17 protein-coding genes are annotated in these 19321 nt (G+C 43.7%); 6 read left to right on the plus strand and 11 right to left on the minus strand.

Features of this window, described 5'->3' with window-relative positions; genetic code table 11:
- The first annotated feature begins 15 nt into the window (after positions 1 to 15).
- Positions 16 to 795: an autoinducer binding domain-containing protein gene (locus L4D74_RS15820; RefSeq protein WP_428753176.1), complete on the plus strand. Its 780-nt coding sequence runs from the start codon at positions 16 to 18 to the stop codon at positions 793 to 795.
- On the opposite strand, the gene L4D74_RS15825 is transcribed toward L4D74_RS15820, so the two are convergent.
- Positions 736 to 1344, minus strand: a complete 609-nt coding sequence (locus tag L4D74_RS15825) for an acyl-homoserine-lactone synthase (protein ID WP_428753178.1) — start codon at positions 1342 to 1344, stop codon at positions 736 to 738. The genes L4D74_RS15820 and L4D74_RS15825 overlap by 60 nt on opposite strands.
- Positions 1345 to 1741: 397 nt before the next feature.
- Between L4D74_RS15825 and L4D74_RS15830 the strand changes: the two genes are divergently transcribed.
- Together L4D74_RS15830 and L4D74_RS15835 are read left to right on the plus strand one after the other, a co-directional pair.
- On the plus strand, positions 1742 to 3127 hold the full coding sequence (locus L4D74_RS15830; protein ID WP_428753180.1) for a sensor domain-containing diguanylate cyclase: 1386 nt from the start codon (positions 1742 to 1744) through the stop codon (positions 3125 to 3127).
- Positions 3128 to 3194: 67 nt separating this feature from the next.
- The gene (locus L4D74_RS15835) at positions 3195 to 4088 is read left to right on the plus strand and encodes a LysR family transcriptional regulator (RefSeq protein WP_428753182.1); all 894 of its coding nucleotides are present in this window, start codon (positions 3195 to 3197) and stop codon (positions 4086 to 4088) included.
- 136 nt (positions 4089 to 4224) lie between these two features.
- On the opposite strand, the gene L4D74_RS15840 is transcribed toward L4D74_RS15835, so the two are convergent.
- The gene (locus L4D74_RS15840; RefSeq protein WP_428753184.1) at positions 4225 to 4851 is read right to left on the minus strand and encodes a response regulator; all 627 of its coding nucleotides are present in this window, start codon (positions 4849 to 4851) and stop codon (positions 4225 to 4227) included.
- A gap of 475 nt (positions 4852 to 5326) precedes the next feature.
- Between L4D74_RS15840 and L4D74_RS15845 the strand changes: the two genes are divergently transcribed.
- On the plus strand, positions 5327 to 5461 hold the full coding sequence (locus tag L4D74_RS15845) for a hypothetical protein (RefSeq protein ID WP_428753185.1): 135 nt from the start codon (positions 5327 to 5329) through the stop codon (positions 5459 to 5461).
- 128 nt (positions 5462 to 5589) lie between these two features.
- Here L4D74_RS15845 and L4D74_RS15850 read toward each other — a convergent pair whose 3' ends face one another.
- The 4 genes from L4D74_RS15850 to L4D74_RS15865 form a co-directional block, all read right to left on the minus strand.
- Positions 5590 to 6207: a glutaredoxin family protein gene (locus tag L4D74_RS15850; protein WP_428753186.1), complete on the minus strand. Its 618-nt coding sequence runs from the start codon at positions 6205 to 6207 to the stop codon at positions 5590 to 5592.
- Positions 6208 to 6319: 112 nt separating this feature from the next.
- Positions 6320 to 7198 (minus strand): DMT family transporter, encoded by an 879-nt coding sequence (locus tag L4D74_RS15855; RefSeq protein WP_428753189.1) that lies wholly within the window; start codon positions 7196 to 7198, stop codon positions 6320 to 6322.
- 236 nt (positions 7199 to 7434) lie between these two features.
- Entirely contained in the window at positions 7435 to 8493 is a 1059-nt protein-coding gene (locus L4D74_RS15860) for a porin (protein ID WP_428753190.1), read from the minus strand.
- A 189-nt stretch (positions 8494 to 8682) separates the two neighbouring features.
- Entirely contained in the window at positions 8683 to 9735 is a 1053-nt protein-coding gene (locus tag L4D74_RS15865; protein ID WP_428753191.1) for a porin, read from the minus strand.
- Between the two features lie 709 nt (positions 9736 to 10444).
- Here L4D74_RS15865 and L4D74_RS15870 point away from each other — a divergent pair.
- Together L4D74_RS15870 and L4D74_RS15875 are read left to right on the plus strand one after the other, a co-directional pair.
- Entirely contained in the window at positions 10445 to 11518 is a 1074-nt protein-coding gene (locus L4D74_RS15870) for a porin (RefSeq protein WP_428753193.1), read from the plus strand.
- 412 nt (positions 11519 to 11930) lie between these two features.
- Positions 11931 to 13004, plus strand: a complete 1074-nt coding sequence (locus L4D74_RS15875) for a porin (protein WP_428753195.1) — start codon at positions 11931 to 11933, stop codon at positions 13002 to 13004.
- 130 nt (positions 13005 to 13134) lie between these two features.
- Here L4D74_RS15875 and L4D74_RS15880 read toward each other — a convergent pair whose 3' ends face one another.
- Genes L4D74_RS15880 through L4D74_RS15900 form a run of 5 tightly spaced genes read right to left on the minus strand, consistent with a single transcriptional unit; the run spans position 13135 to position 19315 of the window.
- Entirely contained in the window at positions 13135 to 14772 is a 1638-nt protein-coding gene (locus tag L4D74_RS15880; RefSeq protein WP_428753196.1) for a BatD family protein, read from the minus strand.
- Positions 14772 to 16736 carry a VWA domain-containing protein gene (locus L4D74_RS15885; RefSeq protein ID WP_428753197.1) on the minus strand — a complete coding sequence of 655 codons (1965 nt, stop codon included), beginning with the start codon at positions 16734 to 16736 and terminating at the stop codon, positions 14772 to 14774. Before L4D74_RS15885 ends, L4D74_RS15880 begins: the two co-directional genes overlap by 1 nt.
- Positions 16729 to 17697: a vWA domain-containing protein gene (locus L4D74_RS15890; protein ID WP_428753230.1), complete on the minus strand. Its 969-nt coding sequence runs from the start codon at positions 17695 to 17697 to the stop codon at positions 16729 to 16731. The genes L4D74_RS15885 and L4D74_RS15890 overlap by 8 nt, the downstream gene beginning before the upstream one ends.
- Positions 17697 to 18308: a DUF4381 domain-containing protein gene (locus L4D74_RS15895; RefSeq protein ID WP_428753199.1), complete on the minus strand. Its 612-nt coding sequence runs from the start codon at positions 18306 to 18308 to the stop codon at positions 17697 to 17699. Before L4D74_RS15895 ends, L4D74_RS15890 begins: the two co-directional genes overlap by 1 nt.
- Positions 18305 to 19315: a DUF58 domain-containing protein gene (locus L4D74_RS15900; RefSeq protein ID WP_428753200.1), complete on the minus strand. Its 1011-nt coding sequence runs from the start codon at positions 19313 to 19315 to the stop codon at positions 18305 to 18307. Before L4D74_RS15900 ends, L4D74_RS15895 begins: the two co-directional genes overlap by 4 nt.
- Positions 19316 to 19321: the final 6 nt, after the last annotated feature.

The following is a 19321-nucleotide window of genomic DNA, read 5'->3' on the forward strand; positions in this document are numbered from 1 at the left end:
AGCCACTTTAACCACGTGTATTCAGTAGATAAAATCAATCAAATATTAAAGCGAGATCTCAAGGAAGCAGATGAATTTAGCTTAGATGGACTCAATAAAAAATTAGCTGAGGTCACAGATGTCCTTGATTTTGAGCACTTCTTGTTTGCGGTTTCTGTCCCTGTGACGTTGATGCGCGCTGAAAACGTGGTGTTAACGAATCAGCCAATCAACTGGCGTGACTTTTATGAAAATAATGAGGTGATGTATTTTGACGAAGTTGTCCTTCATTGCCGCAATAGCACCGCCCCCATTTTATGGAATGACATAATCAAAAATGGACAGCATGAGAGTAAAAATGTCGTTAAATTAGCGTCTGATTTCGGACTCGGTGATGGTATTACAGTGCCACTTAGAGCCAATTTTGGTTGTTTGGGGTTACTTAGCTTTTCGAATCGTAAGAGCTCGTCCATATTGACCAATGAGTCAACACTATTGGCGACTTACGTCGGCAGCCTAATTGCTGACTACATCAATGATGTAAGGTACGAGGTGTGTAAACAGCAACCAGGCTTTGTCGAATCAGATTTAACTTTACGAGAACAAATATGCTTAGCGTGGGTTGCAGAGGGCAAAAGCTCATGGGAAGTGTCACAGATTATCGGTTGCTCTGAAAGGACGGTTAACTTTCATATCCAGAATGCGAGTGAAAAACTTAATGCTTTCTCTCGCACTCAGGCTGTGTCTAAGGCACTGTTAACTGGCTCTATCGAACCTATGTTGGTGTATCGTAGTGTTGGCAAACCAGTGACGTAAAGCATCATCTACAGGGACGCGCAGTGCAACGCTGCGTGTAGTGTCGAGTAGATGTACCTTACCATCCCCAATTCGACAACTTGGAATACCAATTAATCTCATGATGCGCTCAATCCCTGTCGATGTCAGTGTGACGTACTCGGTGTAGCCCTGCTCAATGGCATACTGCACAACGAGGTAAAACAGCATAGCGGTAAAGTTAATATGGCTTGCTCGTTTGGCTATTTCTCTATCAACGGCAAATCGAGTGAGCTCTACAATCGATTCATCATCAAAAACCTCACCTTGTAACAATTCAGGAAAGGTATTGTTGAGCATGTAAGCGCTGTTGGTATGAAGCAAGCGCCAGCATGCGGCGACCTTGTTTTCATATTCAATAATAATATATTTGGAGTCAGGGCGATCATACTCGTCGATATCCAGCTGGTCCTTAGTGTTAATAGACCATTGTAATCGCTCGACAAACACCTGATAGCGCAGCTGATGCATCTCGAGTTTTTGCTGATCTGTCAGCTCATTATAAGTACAAATAGTAATGATCGGTTCCATAGGATGTCCTCTTGGTTGTATAACAATCAGAGGTTATCGCGAGTGAACCATAAGCATAACTGATAGAACGCTCAGCTTGTTTTCTAAAAAACAGCAATATGTCAACCTGTCATTTTCTGCAGTTTATTAATTTATTAATAAGTGTAAAACTACAGTTAAGCTCTGTAGACCTCTTAAAACAACGTCAGAACATAGATTCAATGATTAAAATAAAGTCACACTCGGCTAGGTGACTCTCGGTTTACAGAGCTTCTCCCTTCTCTTGCTGCTACGCTTCTCTTTTTAGACAATAATTGTTGCGTTTGAGTTGTTTGACTTCGCTGAAATCGAGATAATACTTAGTTAAGTGCTGTTGACCGTTGTCGGTCATTCGCGAGACCTTTGGATTAAGTATTTGATGACTATGCACAAACTGACAAAAATCCATACAACGATTGTACTCAAGGCGGTATTGTTGTCTTTGGGGATTTATACGATTGTGTTGTATAAAGCGGTTGATAAGCTTGTCGATAACGAGGTCGCGAAGTTTCACCTTGTGACGAAATCAATTTCTGACTATAAGTCTACGTTATACTTGCTCGGAGCACTGTTTGAAGCTGAAATTGCCGCTAAGCAAGGCATCACTTTACAAGGTCCTTATCTGAAAAATGGTAAGGTATACGCTTCTGATAGTCACGCAGAACTGACGAAAAGCGAACGCATCGTCAGTATCACGGTTAATCGTATCTTTACGCGTATGCCAGAGTTGGTTAATGTGAGAGAGGTCTTATATTATTATCGCTCGTATGAGGGCGAGAAAATCATGTCGGCTCACTCTTTTGATCAAAACCCGTTATCCTTTGAGTCGGTATTCTCTCGAAAAATGTGCCAGTCTTCTTTAGCGTGTTCCAAATATGCTAGCGATAGCGATTTGAAAGACAGACTCGTTGTGTCCAACGTCTACAAAGACAGCGTCACAGAACAACCGATAATCACGATATCCAGTCCGGTCTATTTCGAAGGCGTGATGATAGGTGATGTCAATGTTGATGTTTATTTAGACAAATTCCCATTTTTAGTTAATAAGGATTACGTGTCTCTAGAGAGTTCATCTGGTCGACAAGTGATTATTGAAGACTTGCGCTATCCTTTTTCTGATCATGCATACTCTGCCAATTATTTAGCTGATGACGACTTTTTAGCTACGTATCGGCTACCTTACAGTAAGATAGTCATTGATTATGGCTGGCTTCTTATTGGACTATTTCTTGTATTGATGTATGTGATCAACAAATTAGAAGAACTGAAAATTAAGCGCGTTAAGCTTAAATTAGCTGAAGTTGCGATACGAAAAGATGAATTAACGGGTTTATATAATCGGGCAATATTGAAAGACAGCGCAATAAAATACGCGATGGAAAAGAAGGGTATCACTGTTATTGCGATTGATGGCGATAAGATCAAAACCATCAATGATACATATGGACATCATGTTGGCGATGAAGCGATTATCCATATTGCACAGAGTATGCGTCAATGTTTTAGAGAGAGCGACTATCTAATTCGAAGCGGAGGCGACGAGTTTATCGTCATCCTTCCTGGGTGTAAGTGGCCGGCAGCCTATAATCTTGCGAAGCAGCTAGCTAGTGAAGTGGCGTCTAAACCATTTGGAGTTGAAGCCTTAGCACTTAATATCAGTTTTGGGGTGAGTGAACTGCGAGAGCATGAATCGTTACAAAATGTGTTAAAACGCGCGGATGCGCGGCTTTACTTAGCAAAAGAAAAAAAATACGCACCAGATTGAGTATTAACCTGAAGGCTTTAGCTGAGTAACAGCAATATGTGAATAAAAGTAATGAGAGGATATTTAGTTGCATAAAGAGCACGATTTTAACCTATTAAAAGTCTTGGTTATGATCTACCAATATCGAAATCTGACAACAGTCGCGGCTCACTTAGGTAAGACAGAAAGTGCGGTGAGTAAGCACTTGTCCAAGTTAAGAGAGCAATTAAAAGATCCTTTGTTTGTCCGAACGGTTGAAGGTTTTGAGCCTACCCACTATTTAGAAAGAATAATTCCGGGCATTGAGCAGGGATTAAAATCGGTAGAGCAAGCTTTGCAACATGGTGAAACCTTTGATGCGGAAAATTACGAACAATCAATAAGACTAGCATTCTATAATGTGGCGCTGGAACAATTTGGTGAGCCGATCTACCAAGCAGTTCGTGAGGCTTTCCCAAAAGCTATGATTGAATTGAGAACGTGGAGAGAGAGTACTTACCAAGACTTAGGTAACGGTAAGATACACTTGGGAGTACAAATATTTAATGAGGACTGCCCTAAATCTATTTACCAAACGAACTTGTTTCATATAGAAATTGGGGCATTAGTAGGACGACAGAGCAGTATTCAAACTTGGCAAGATGTCTTTGAGCACCCGAGTATTTTTTTTGAAGTTAGAGGTTGGAATGACATCCACCAGCGGCTGATTAAGTTAATGGACCAGAATAATTATCATCTAGACTACCGTCTAAGGCTGGATAACCTAACCACCACATACCAAGTGTTAAGGCAGCATAATTATTCGGCGCTATTAGCCAGACATCTTGTGGCTGGTTCTGAGTTTCGATTTATCCCTTTTCCTGAAAACATACAGCCTCACACGCCGTTGGTCGCGTGTATGAAACAGAGCAACAGGCAGAGCCCGCTCCACATGATGCTGCATAAAATTGTCAAAAAAGTGATGAGTTCGTCGAACCAGTGACATGAAAAGGGCGAGTCGTATTGATGTGTTTTTTGTACTGTAAGCAGTATCAATGGTGACGAGAGGCTCGTCACCATTGAGTTACGATCTAGCGTAGTTGGTACTTAGCTAGGTCGATAGTTAGCTAGGTCGATATTTAGCTGGCAAGGCGTATTTCGCTTTCCACCACGTCATGAGAATTCACCAACTCAACGATAGAGTTCGCTTCGTATTTATCTAAAATACGTGATTTATAAGTGCTAATGGTCTTAGCGCTTAACGACAAAAATTCTGATATTTGTTTGTTGGTATAGCCTTTCTTTAGGTAGTTAAATACCACGGTTTCACGTTGAGAAAGGACAATTTTTCTATTGCGGACCTTATAGTCGGTTTTAAATAGATTGTAACCACGCATGACCCCGCTAATCGCGTCTCGGATCAAAGCTGGATCTTCAGATTTACTGATGTATCCATTTACACCTAATTTATAAGCGGTTTCTGAGTAGATTGGGTAGCCATAACTAGAAATAAAAATGGCTTTGCCTCGATAGCCCGCTGCAAACGCTCGACGCATAAACTCAAACCCATCGGCTTCTGCTAGATTGACGTCTAGTACGATCAAGTCAATACTTCCTGCTTTTACTAGGTCTAGAGCGACCTGGATGTCAGAAATTTGATGAACTAAGTTGATATCCTCGATGCTAGAGACGATGCGTGAAATAGCCTCTCTTACCAATGGAAAGTTATCAATAACGAGGCAGTCTTTTGATTGTGAGCGGAGCATTCGCATTACCTTGTTGAAAGTGAGAGATTAAAAGAGAATCAAATTGGGTCCTTCACTCATGGTGCTGCATGACAGTTGCAGGATTATTCTGATGTCCATTACAAGAATTTGATGGCGGAAAGTATAAGTAACAATACGGTGAAAGTGTGGAATGGTCGAAATGCCAAAATGGAATGGCATAAAAAACACACAGCATACATATATATCAATTGGTTACGATTGAATTTTTTGTAGTGTTAATCGTTCTGACAATAATGTTTGATTGACGAAATGACTTGATATCGCGTAGGTAAGCGGAAGGGGAACCCTAAATTAGCGGTCTAAGATGTGAGTAAATCTGTTAACAGAGACGTTACATAATGCAAGATATAAATTCTAGTTACACTAGAAATGTGATCTATATCTTGTGTTTTTTTGGATTAAGTATAGAATTCGCGTCGAATTGAAAACTACTGATAGATTAGTGAGAAAAATCATGGGTTATGAATTAGGCGCCGCATACGTAAGCCAGCTTGCCGCCAAAAAAATGATTGATGAGATGCTTTATGGCAAACCTCAGCCAAAGAAAAAGTCACTTCTTAAGCGAATGATGAAAAAGCTACGCAAATAAGAAAAGTCGGAATTAACATAAAAAAGCTCGCAGAATGCGAGCTTTTTTAATTATTACGTAACCATTATTTACGTAACCGCCATTGCATTTATACGCACATGACGGCTAGTTATTGTCCGAAATGCACGCTAAGACGCTGATTTTTCGTTAAAGTTCACGACATTGTTACTACTAGAAGCGATAGGCTGCTTTGCTAGCCATTGCTCTAATTGTTCAGCACCACCGATGTACTCTCCATCCATCCAAATTTGTGGGACCGTGACGGGGGTTTTCTCGCCGATATGAGCTTTGACTTCAGGGATCATTCGATACAGTGCCGCACTGTCTTTAACCACATCGTGATACTGGAAGTCAATTCCAGCCTCGTTAAGCAGCTGCTTTGCTTTGACACAGTAAGGGCAGGTTTCTTTACCAAAAACAATAGAGCCAGTTAGTTCATCTTGCTTGGTCCACTCTTGGATAATGGACTGCACCAGCACGCCGCGGTTTAATGCTTCTCCTTGGCTAATGACTTTACCTTCGACCATAATAATCGGAGCGTGCCAAGCGCCCACTTTAAGTGGCTCCCACCAGTTAGACAGCCAGTCTTTTACTTCTAACTCAACCGGTACGCCATTCAACTCGTGAGCAAACGTATCGTTAAGAATGTCTTTGGTCAATGTGCATTCACCGCAGGGAATATTGACTTTGAATGGGCCCCAGCTCCCTGCCCAACGATATAGAGTGACTTTGATTGGCTTCGCCATGGTTATCTGCCTCTTAACTGTATTTATATAAGAACAAGAAAATGTGTCCATATAAGTATAAGAACGCGCTCATCACCGATTTATTTCACATGAAATGATTATTTTATGGAACTTACTTTCTAGACTTTGTTTCCCAATGAGTAATAAACGCGATGGATGCAATAATAATAGCAGCGCCAATCCACAAGCGCCCTGGCGGAACCCAACTAAAGACTAGCCAACCGGCGAGAACGTTCATAGGCAGTTTGGCGTGGTCAAAAGGTTGAACGAAAGACGCATCGGCAACGGAGTATGCTTTTACAATCGCCCATTGAGCGAATGCAGTTAACGCGCCCGCACCAATAAGATAGACCCAGATGAGCCCCGTGGATGGCAGAGACCATGTAGGCAGCGCTAACATGAAATTAAACGGGGTAATGAGCAGCAATAGATAGATGACCATCGTAGAAGGCGCGTCATGCGCAGAGAGTTTCTTGACCATCAAAGAATAACAAGCCCAGAAAAAAGCCGCTCCGACTGGAAGCAACGTTGCCCAGCTAAATGAATCAGACCAAGGTTCTAAAATCACCAGTGCGCCAATAAAACCGCATATTGTGGCAAACCAGCGAGCGTATCCCACTTGCTCTTTGAGTATTAGCCCTGAGCCTAATGTCGCAAAGAGCGGGGAGGTCATCAGCAACGCAATCCCTTGCCAAATAGGCACGGGGTAAGCGAGCGCCCACATCCATAATTGGATACCTATGACAGAGAGTAGGATACGGAAAAGGTGTGCGCCAAAATGCTGGGTGCGGAGCGAGCGAAACAGTCCACTAGTACGAAGGGTAGGGAGGATAACAATAAGTGCAATCGCATATTGAATGAGAGCAATCATGGTCGACGACATGCCGTGATTAATGCTAACAATTTGGGCAATATTATTGACTAGCGCAAAAGCGGCGCCAGCGGATAGCATCCAAACGGCGCCTTGAAGCGGGTGATGTGATTGACTCATAGTATGGGTTCTTAGTTTTTATTGGCTGATATTACTATGAAAATCGAAACTAACCAATAATTGTAGGCAGAGTCTGGATGATTAGCATGCTAAGCGCGTTAGCACGGCGATAGAATGAGTCGACGAAGGGCTGACTGTATTCGTTAATCAAAAGTTATCTGATCAAACGGAAAGAAGCCGAGGAAGTGACCTCGGCTTATGCTATTTACATACTTTGTTTGAATATCAGAATTCGATTAGAAATCGTAGCGAAGACCTAAACGAACCGTGTTCTCAATGTCATAAGTAATCTTAGACGCATCAATGGATGCGTAATCGTCTTTATTACGGTTATCAATCTTGTAAGAGAGGTAGGTACGTAGAGACTTGTTGAAGTGATATTGACCCGTTAGCTCAATAAAATCATCTTTGCTGAACTTGTTTTCGCCAGCACCTTTCCCTTCGATTTCAGCTTTGGCATAAGCGGCCATAAGACGAAATCCATTGTCAAACTTATAAGTACCAGATAGTTCTACGCCACGGTAATCGTAATCAGCAGAAGTATCAAAGTCGTAGGTACCTTGAGTGTAGGTACCACCAACGGTCAGGCCTGCAATGGCATAACTAAGACCACCAATAACTTGATTTGCCGAACCGTTAGTCGTTGCATTTGAACCACGCAGTTCATCTTTATTGACGTCATTCATGGCATAACCAAGACCGATATCTAAACCAATTGGTGTTGCGTAGATACCCGATAGTCCGTAGCCATTAGTGTTTTTTTCTGAACCTAAAATGGCACTTGCCTTCACATTAACAGCGTCGGCAAAGGTGTTGGCATACGCAATAGTATTGTTGATTTGCTCGTTACCAGCGTTGATGAACGCCTTTTGCCCGCCAGTCCAGATTTGGCCTGCATCTGACATTTGAGAAATTTGTACGCCAGCTGTATCTTGTTTACCAAATGAAATGTCACCAAATTGAGTGCCGATACCCGCGTACATATAACGTTGTTTTAAAGCGGTCTCCGCTTTTTTATCACCAGTTGATGCAACCCCTTGTTCAGCTTCATAGAAACCAAAGCCAGTTAGGTTATCAGTGATCTGCGTTTCACCACCGACATTAATACGAAAACGAGATTTGTTTGCCATCGTGCCTTCGATTTCTTTGCCGCTATTGCCAATGAAATCACCACGAAACTCAGCACGACCGCCGATTTTCAGCGACGTACCTTCAGAATTGTACACTTCTGCTGCGAGGGTTGAACCAGAAGCCATCACTGCCAGTACTGCACTTGCCAAAACTGCTTTTTTCATTTTAGTTACCTATTAAGTCTCTGTAGACACATGTCTTTTTGGAATGCAGGTAGGTTAGGGTTTGGTTGTTACAGTGAAATGTAGGAGATATTGCAGTTTGGTTTCAGTTGGTGTTGAGAGAAGAGGAAGTCGCTTACTTAGTAACAAAGGGCGAATTAATCGCCCTTTGTTTGAGTGAAGCATATTTAACTAGAAGTCGTAACGTAAGCCCAGACGTAAAGAGTTGTCAGCATCTTGCGGCGTATTACCGACTGCTGCAAATGTCTGTCCATCTTCGGCTTTTAAATTGTTAAGTTTATACGTGATATAAGTACGTATCGATTTGTTGAAGTAGTAAATACCAGTTAACTCGTAGTAATCACTTACGTTGACTTTAGCACTACCATCGGGGTCAATTTGGCCATTTTGGTAGCCAAGAACGGCTTCAAAATTATTCTCAAAACGATACTGAGCAACAAACTCGACACTATTAAAATCATTATTTACATTGGATTTTTTAGAGCCTTCACCTTGAGTATAAGTAGCAGCAACGTATAGCCCCTCCCAGCGATAGTTAAGACCACCCAAGACCTGTTTAGAGTCTTGTTTAGTACCAGGGTTTTCATTAGCAGCGTAGCCTAAACCAATACCGAGGCCGAACGGTAGGGTGTATAACCCAGATAGAGCCCAACCATCCTCATCTGCTGCATTAGAAGCAAGTAAACTGGCTTTCACCGACAGTGCATCCATGAAGTAACCCGAGTAATTAATCGCGTTATTGATTTGCTCATCACCGGCTTCAATAAAGGTTTTTTGAATACCACTGTGTGTCGTCACTGTATCAGTCATTTGCGATATCTGTACGGTTGCAGCATCTTGCTTACCAAACGTCACGTCTCCGGCGTTACTTGAAAGGCCTGCATACATATAACGTTGTGTAAATGCGTTGTTCTGTGTGTTTTGATTACTGCTGGAACCATTGCCATTGCCGTTTATAACAGTTTGTTCTGCTTCATAAAATGCGATGCCACTAAGGCCATCAGTGATTTTCGTTTCGCCGCCTACATTTATACGAACTCGAGATTTGTTATCCATTGTACCGTCAAGTTCACTTCCTGAAGCTTGACCTTGAAAGTCTCCACGGAACTCAGCACGTCCGCCAATGCTTAAAGACGTCCCATCCGAATTATAAACCTCTGCCGCTAATGCTGAACCAGAGACGAGTGTTGTTGTAATCGCTGCTGCGATGGCTGCCATTTTCATAATTATATTCCTTTAATTTGTATCACCACTGCAATGTCGCCATTGCTATTTACCAATGCCTGCATACACATCAGTAACTAAAGCAAGAATAGAACGGCATTCGGAACTTTCCTGATCCTAAAGGGGTAAGTTCAAGTTTTATGCTGGTTTTGTGACCTGTAGCTCATATATTGCGTACTTCATTGGCATTTTTATAACCAATTTCATGTTTGGGGAGGGGAAATAGCCATGGGTAAGGGCATGTTTTTCTAAGTTAAGGACGGTGTTTACACCTCGGTAACGAAATTTAAGCTAGATTTGCACGTTAGTTTAAGGAAGGGAGGATCCGCTAAGCGATTGAAATTACGCATGAGGAAGCAACAATAAAAAGCTAGTAGAGTGTAAAATCTCGCCACGCAAAAAGTCAATTTGCATAAAAATGACTCAAATTTACGCTTATTTAGGTTGTTTTATCTTTTTTATATTTATTTTAAGCTCTTGTTTTAATGCGATTAATTGAAATAGAAAACACTGTTTTTAATCTTTTACGTCTTTTTATGAAAGCTTTGGGAACTTTAGGGTTAGAGTGATTTTCGTCATGTTAATCCAGCGTTACATTAAGTGGGTTACATGCATAGGTGTTATGTCTGTGTACGTAACAGCTTCATGTACGTTATGTCATTCATTATGTAGATGTTTGGCGCACAAAACTTGAAATATGGAAATCCCAATGAACAAAAAATTTATCGCACTAGCAGTGGCAGCTGCAGCATTCGGTACATCTGCACAAGCAGTTGAGCTTTACAACAAAGACGGTTCTACTTTCGCAGTAGGCGGTCACGTATCTGTAGGCGTTGCAGACGCTGAGTCTACAGCAGCTGGCGTAAACTCTGTTTCTCCACGTATCAACTTCGAAGCAACTCAAGACCTAGGCAATGGCTTTACTGCTGATGCTAAAGGTGAGTGGGCGCTAAACATGCTTGACGGCGGTGACAACTCTTTCACTACTCGTCTTGGTTACATCGGTGTGAGCCATGAAGAAATGGGTCGTGTTGCAGTAGGTACTCAATGGGCACCTTACTACAATGCTGGTGGCGTTGCGGATCTTCCAATCGCTTTCGCGAATGACTTCCTATACGACAACCACGGCGCGCTAGGTACTGGCCGTGCTGAATCTATGGTTGCTTACTCTAACGGTTTTGATTTCGCTAACGCTGGCGCGTTGAACGTAGGTCTAGGCTGGCAAGGTGCTTCTGAGATTGATAATACAGCAGGCAACCAAAATGGAGCTAAGTACAATCTAGGTCAACGTGCACAAGTAGCTCTTGGTTATGATGTAGCTGGCTTTGGCATTAACTACGCATACACTGGTGGTGATATCACATCAGCAACAGAATCTGTTGATGATAAAGCAACATCTCACCTAGTTTCTGCTAAGTACGGTACTTACGGTAAAGGTGTTTATGTAGCTGGTGTTTACGCAATGAATCAGTATATGAATAGCTATGATGGCATCCAAGCTGATGACACTAAAGCATACGAAGCAATTCTTGCATACGGTCTATCTAACAGCCTAAACCTATCGATCAACTACGAAGCTGTTAAATATGACGGTGATAAAGTTGGTCAAGGTTACAATGGCGAAACAATGTACTCAACTACAGCAATCCAAGCTGAGTACGATGTAACATCTCGCATGCGTGCATACGCAGGCTACGAATTTGACCTAGAAGGTACAGGCAAGTTCAAAGAAGACAACACTCGTGACAACGTATGGATGGCAGGTGTTCGTTTCTTCCTATAAGGAAAAAATGATCATTTAGCTCCAACAGTTTGATGAAAGCCGCTCCTTGTGAGCGGCTTTTTTGCGTCTTGTGTTTGCGTGGTAAATGGTAGTGATTGCATTTAATTCATAGAACCAATGAAAAAAATAAAAGAAAACCTACGAATAAGTATAAGGTTCTCACTGTTTATAAATCTTTATGTGTAACTTGTTGTTTTTGAGTGGGTAAATTTCTTGTTTCTGGCTCTCTAAAATTTCAGTTTGTTTCACGACACATTCGGGAACTCTCAATTTAAAGTAATTCCATATTTCAAGTTCACGTTTTTAGCGTCTTTAACACCGAGTGGCCTGCCAGCTTCTCTCGTTAAGGAAACACTTTAAACACCTATCGGGCGATACAGCTCGATAATAAGCCGTCAATATGGAAATCGTAATGAACAAAACACTATTAGCACTTGCAGTAACAGCTGCTGCAATCGGTACTCAAGCAAACGCACTAGAAGTTTACAACAAAGAAGGCACGCAGATGAACATCGGCGGTCACGTAACTGTTGGTCTAACTGGCGCGCACAAGGGTCAAGACGCTCGTGTTGAAGAGAAATCGCCACGTATAAACATCGAAGTAATCCAAGACCTTGGTAACGGCTTCAAGGCTGACTTCAAAGCAGAATGGCAAATGAACATGCTTGAAGGTGCTGAAAACACGTTCAAGACTCGTCTAGGCTACATCGGTCTTGGTCACGAGACTTACGGTCGTCTAGCAGCTGGTACACAGTGGTCTCCATACTACATGGCAGCTGGTGTTGTTGATACACCAATCGGTTGGTCAAACGAGTTCCTATACGACAACCACGGTTTCTTCGGTACTGCACGTGCTGAGAAGATGGTTGCTTACTCAAACACTATCGATTTTGATACCGCTGGTGCATTGACGCTTGGTGCGGGTTGGCAGGGTGCTAACCAAGTAACGGAAACTGTTTCTAAAGCCAATACCACGACTGGTGCTATAACTACATCAAAAAATGTAGTATTGCACTCACAAAACCGTGCACAAATCGCTGCGGGTTACTCAATTGACGGCTTTAACGCAAACTACGCCTTTAACTCTGGTAACCTAACAGAGCGTGGTATTGCTCGCACTGCTGAATCTCACCTTGTTTCTGGTAAATACGGTAACTTCGGTGCTGGTCTTTACGTAGCTGCGACTTACGCGTCTAACGAGTACATGAACTCTTATAACAACGCTTTACTTAAAGATACTAAAGCGTTCGACTCAATTCTTGCATACGGTCTAGACATGGGTCTAAACCTGATTCTTAAGCATGAAGTGATGAAAGATGACGAGCTAGGTCTAAACGTTAAATCTGGTACATCTGTTCAAGCTGAATACACTATCTCACCTCGTCTACGTGCCTACACTGGTTACAACTACGACAACCAAGGTGAAGGCAAGTACAAGAAACAGCAAGATCACCAATTCATCATCGGTACTCGTTTCTACCTATAAGCGACCATCGATGTTAACAATGAGTTAATCATTGCTTAAAGCGCCCATTTAAGGGCGCTTTTTTATGGGTAGTACTCCAGTATTTCAAGTCTTACGAGATTATTCATCCATTAAATCACATTGAATAGCCTTATAGCGGCGGTAATTCATGGTCTTCTTTGGTTAACCTTGCACTTTCAATTAATCCGATAACATGGCTTGAATCCCAAGAACTCGATTCATTGCGCTCTAATTCGCCAGTGAGTGATAAACGACTCATCTCAGTAAGCTGCGCTTGAATTTGTGCCACGGTTGATGCCGACAAACCTTGGTTCGACTTAATCCACATATGGAAGACGGACTGCGCCTCAATGGCTTGGTTATCTTTGATGGCTTGTATTAAACGCAGCTTGATAGACAAGTTACTGTCGCCAGCTTGCAGAGTTTCAGCTTTTGAACGTGGTGCGTGTTTGCTTGCCCTGTACCACATGAATGTCGAAAATAGCCAAAGCAGCGCCAAAATGCCACTTAAGTATGGCCAAATCCCAGCGTCTTTGACCACTTCTGCAGGGGGCGCTACATCTGGTGGCGCAAATGAAATCGGGGCTTCATCGCTTTGTTGCACGCTAACGGTTAATCCGGGCGATGTGGATTGGTCAGCGAGGTTCGTGGTGGTATTCCACCAATTCACTATGATCTTGGGTAACTCATAATTCCCGGCTTGTTTGGCAATTAATACTTGTTTGGTGGTCATGGTGACTGAACCATCACTATTTTCGGTAAAGGTCGGCTTTTCTGGATAGACGCGAAACGCGTCTGGATTTTTTATCGAAAGGTTAGGGAGCTGGTTTGCCGTCAATCCCATCGCAGTTAATGTGATGGTTCGAGTGAGCGCATCGCCTGTCGCCATTTCAGTGTCATTAGACGACACAAGGCTGCCATCAGCACGTTGCCAAGATTGTGTCATTGAAAGTTTGGAAGTGGGGAGCCAAATACCTTGATAGTTCTCAGGAATAGGGTGCACTGTTATGGCAAGTGTCGGTGCTTTGTGGTTTAGGGTGAGTATTTTAGTCGACCCACTCCGATTATTACCATAGAGCACTCCGCCACTGAGTGTTGGGGCCTGAAGAGTAAACTCACCAGCGTCTTTCGCTGTCACTCGATATTGTTGATCAATGATCAATACATCGACACCGTCTAATACGGCTTGGTATTGCTTTGGCTCTCCAATCGCGTCTAACAATACGCCATTGGCGATAGGTTGAACTAGTTCAGGGTTTTGTAACAGGCGAGGGTCTACTTTAACGATAATCCGCACGTCTAATAAGGTGCTTTCTTTAGGGAACAGTTGCTGTTTGCCGATTTGTGTTCTGACCTCAATCATATCATCGGTGGTTGGCGTTTGTTCATCAATTGTCACAGACAGTGTGATTGGCGCCGTTTTCACTCCATCAACATCAAAGCTTGGAATGACAATTTTTCCTATCCGTTGTGGTGCAATGGCAATAGTCCACACACTACTGTCCGTTCGCGAGCCGTTTAAAATGTTAACGGAAGAACTAAAATTGGCGCGACCAGTATAGAAGTCACCGCTCAGTGCATCAAAAGAGACCTTATTCCCATCGAGTTTTTCGTCGGCGACCACTCGCAGTTGAATGACTTCATCTTTACTGACTTTGGTTTTATTAACGCTAGCGGTCACGTTCAAAGCCCAAGAGGGAAAGCTGATAAGCCCACACAAGGTGAGTAATAAGCTTAGGAGCAAAGGATGCAATTTCATGTTTTTCATTACCAGTTTTTCCCTTGAGCTGTCGGTTGTTCTCTATCTCGAGCTTGTAATAACATTTGGGCTTGAATAAGGCGGCTCGGATCTCGCGCGGATTCTACCTGTTCGAGTTGACGCAATTCTGGATCTAGCGCCTCTAATTGATCGTGCTGCGATATGGCATTATTGCTCTGTGTGTCGCTGCTGGTGTCCGCTTCTTGGGCATTCTTACCTGCCTGGGCGTCGATCGTTGAGTCTTGCTTATCCGCTAGGTTTTGTTCATCGCTGGGTTGTTGTCCTTGCGTATTGTTAGGCTCGTTGTCTTCGCTTGCTTCTTGTGTTGACGACGGCTTTTGCTCACGATTTGCCATGTTGTTTTCTTTTGAAGATTCGGCTTGTGAAGAGTTAGCCGAAGAAGAATCCGCCTGCGACGTGGGATCTTGATCGTTTTGTGACGGTGAAGCGTCGGCGCGGTTTTCTTCACTGTTGGTGTTGTTACTGTTCTGTTCCGGTTGACCCTGCTGGTCTTGCGAATCAGAATCTTGTTGCTGTTGCTGTTGCTGTTGCTGTTGCTGTTGCTGTTGCTGTTGCTGTTGCTGTTGCTGTTGCTGTTGCTGTTGCTGTTGCTGTTGCTCCTGTTTAACGGTGGCTAAGTCTCGCTGTGCGACGAGGTTGTTCGGCTCCCGTTCTAGTACGGTTTCATAGTTTGAAATGGCGTTATCAAAATCCCCATTTTGGGCGTACGCATGAGCCAAGTTGTTAATGTCTTCGGTCGTATTGAGTGATTGCCATGCTTGAATTGCCCCGGCATAGTCACCCGCTTCATATTTCGCTGCACCTTGCCATTGCGCATCGGTGAATTCGTTCGACGCTTGCTCAAAGCGTTTGTCTTGAAAGGCACCATACGCATTCTGGTCACTATTTTGAAACCAACCAGCGATGGGGGAAGCCTCCACTGGGGAGGGGCTGGAAACGAGTACGATAAAGAATAGAGGCAGAGTGAAGATCAATCCTTTTCTAAATAAAGGCAGCATGAGTAATAAGATGAAAGGCAGTAACCAAATCCCATTGTTAACATGAGTGGTGACCGATTGATCAGCGGCCTCTTGCTGCACCTCGTTATCAAACGAGGGGTTTATTGATGTACGGACAAGTTGCTCAATATCGCTATTGTTGCTTTGGTAGGCGCTAAACTGACCAGCGTTTATGTTTGCGACTTGTTTTAGAGCTTGGAAGTTGGTCTTCGCAACCACCGTTGTCCCTGCTTTATTTTTTAATAATGAACCATCTGGAAGCGGAATCGGTGCGCCAGCTTTAGACCCGAAAGCTAACACTGATAGAGTCCAATGGCCATCGCTTAACAACGCTTCAATATTGGATTGCTCTTTCTCGCTAAGGTCATCTGAAAACAGAACGATTTCCCCCTGTTTTGCCCCCCCTTGTTTCATCATAGTTATTGCTTGCTGTACTGCGAGATCAGCGCGCGCCCCTTGAATAGGCATAATGTCAGGCGAAAGATGCTGAATCAGGTTTTTTAATGTGGCCGAATCGGAAGTGAGCGGACTTAAGGTATAGGCGTCACCCGCGTAAGCGATGAGACCCGTCTGCCCTTGCTTTAATAGCGGCAGTAGATCCTGAGCCTTATATTTTATCTGGGCAAGTCTACTGGGTTTAATGTCATTAGCATAAACAGATTGAGACATATCCAGCACCAACACTCTCGCGTCGTTAGTTTGCGAGGCAGGTACGGCGTGTTTTTGAAAGCTCGGTCCGGCGATGGCAATTATGACGATAACGATCAGTAGCGAAATCCCAGGTAAACGTAAATAGTGCCCTGATTTCGCTTGAGTAAAATAAGCGGCTAAATGAGGGGCCATCAAAGCGTTCGCTTGCCCACTGCGTTTTAACCAGCTTAGCAAAGCTAAGCCTATGAACGCAGGGAGCAATAACCATAAAGCCTGCGGATGAAGGAAAATAAAGTCAGACATCGTCTCTCCTAATGAAAAGTAACGCGCTCAGCAACATCAGTGCGACTAAAGCAGGTAACCAAAACCATTCGGTTTGAGGTCGCCAACTTTGAGACGCTTGAGTGATCGGTTGCAGCGCGTTAATCGTGTCGTAAATTTTGCTAAGATCTTGTGCGTTTCTGGCTCGAAAATACTCGCCGCCAGTCATGGTTGCGATTTGAGTTAGGGTTTCTTCGTCTAGATCTTCAGCAGTATTCACAGTTCGAGTCATGAAAAAGTCTTTCACCTGCATCTCGCCAGCACCGACACCGATGGTGTAGATCGTTGTCTGGTATTTTTTTGCAATTTCAGCCGCTTTAATGGGGTCGATGACGCCTGCGTTGTTACTGCCGTCGCTGAGTAAGATCATCACACGTTGCGGAGCATTACCGTCGATAAAGGTTTTTGTCGCAAGCCCAATCCCTTCGCCAATCGCGGTTTGTGTACCGATTAACTTCAATACAGTCTGATCCAGTTGACGCTTGATGGTTTCTTTATCAAACGTTAGTGGCGTTTGCAGGTACGCATGGTCAGCAAAATAAACTAACCCAATACGATCGCCTTTGCGCTTATCGACAAAGTCAGAGACGACGTGTTTTACCGTGGTAAGTCGGTCTATGTATTCACCTTGATAAGCCATGTCTTCTTTACTCATTGAGTAAGAAAGATCGATAACCAACATCATGTCTCGATGTTTGGGCTGGATCTCAATGGGTTCTCCAAACCAAACAGGGCGAGCGCTGGCGATTACGAGTAGTAACCATGCGCTAATCGCTAAAAACTTACCCACACTTTCCACTCGATTGACTTGCTTTGGAAGTGCAGTCAAATGTGGAAGGATGACGCGGGTCGAAGGGATATTCGGCGCCAGTATTCTATGAGCAAAATAGGGCAGTGGAGTGAGTAAGAACATCCACCACCATTCAAATGACAGTGACATGATTAGCCCCTATTCCAATTGCGATATTTCCGCTTTGGCGGTAGTGCTTGTTGAATCCAACGCTCACAGTCTGCGATTAAAGTATGACCTTCCAAGCTTTGATGCGAGACCGTCGGCAGGGCGTTGTTTTCCTCTTGAACTTGCTCTTTGACATCAGTATTGGCTCCGCCATTGAGCATTTGAGCGCGAGGAGAGCTATAAGCATGTTGGGAATTATAAGCATGTTGCGAGCAGTAAAGCGCCTGATTCCATAGTGCTTGGTTGGGAGAAAAGATGTCCTCCGCCAATTGTGAATCTAAGAATTGATACCAGCTCTGTCCACTCAACTTCGCAATATCTTGCCTTGGGTAGTAACTCAGCGCCGCTTGTCGGACGACCTCTATGGCGGAAGAAGGGGTTAAATTGTGGCGCTCTATCTTAAATAAATTAAGTGCTGCACGTTTAGCTCGCGTTTTCTGTTTGTTGCGTCGGTACCAAAATAGCGAACAGACGATAATGAAAGCGAGGATTAATCCTGATATCCACCATCCCGGCCCAAGTGGCCACCATGATGGCGCAGTCGGTAGGGTAAGGGGACTCAATTCTAATGGGTGCGATATAGTTTGTTGGGTCATGATTGGCGTTCTAAAATTTGCTGAAGTAGTGGCGCGCCACTGGAAATTTGCGATAAATGTATCCCAAACGACGCGAGCTCATATTGAAGGCGGCTGTGATGGTCGAGATACGCTTGTTTGATAGCTGAACGAGTGCGGTCGCTACTCATGTCTAGTGTCATTTCATCGACTTTGCCGTGAACGCGTTGTAGGCCTTTGCTGTTGCACTCGGCTATTTCTAGTGGATCGTATATTTGAATTGCACGCACTCGATTATGCTGAGAAAGGCGTTTAACGGTGTCAAAATCGTCGGTTGTCGCGGTAGAAAAATCACTGATAAGCACGACTTCACTACCTTTTCGGCAAAGATTGCTCAGCGCATCAAACGCCCGCGTTTTTACTTCGCTTTGCTTTTGCTGCGTGAAGGTGAGTTGCTGCTCAGCAGACGTTGTCGTATTTGGTTCTAGCAGGTGGTTGTGCGTAGAAGTAATAGTGTTCAGGAGTTGGAAAACCGCGCCTTTTGATGCAGAAGGCCGTAATTCAATAAGCCGATCCTGAGTACGAATTACTGCCCCGACACGGTCTTTACTCGCAACGGCGACCCAACACAAAAGGCTAGCTAAATGGCACAGCTGCACAGACTTAAGGAGCAGTTTGGTGCCACTGAATAGACTCGGTGTTAGGTCAAGAAACAAGACAACGGGTCGCTCTCGCTCTTCGGAAAATAGTTTAGTGTGAACCTTGCCCGTGCGCGCCGTAACCCGCCAGTCTATTTGCCTCACATCATCGCCTGCTTGATATTGACGGACTTCAGAAAAAGTCATACCACGTCCTTTGTGGGGGCTTAAATGCGCGCCGTTAAGCTGTGACCATAAACTTTTTGCTGGTGGTTGCCATCGCTTGCCATGAGTTTGGTAAAAGGCAAGTTCGTCTACGGTTAGGCTAACACCGTTACAGGTAGGTAAGTGCCCTTGCTCAATCGCCTGCTGTAAAGGGCTCACTTGGTTAGGTTGACGTCGAAAAAACATAACTGC

The organism is Vibrio cionasavignyae (assembly GCF_050337155.1).
Lineage (GTDB): Bacteria > Pseudomonadota > Gammaproteobacteria > Enterobacterales > Vibrionaceae > Vibrio > Vibrio nomapromontoriensis.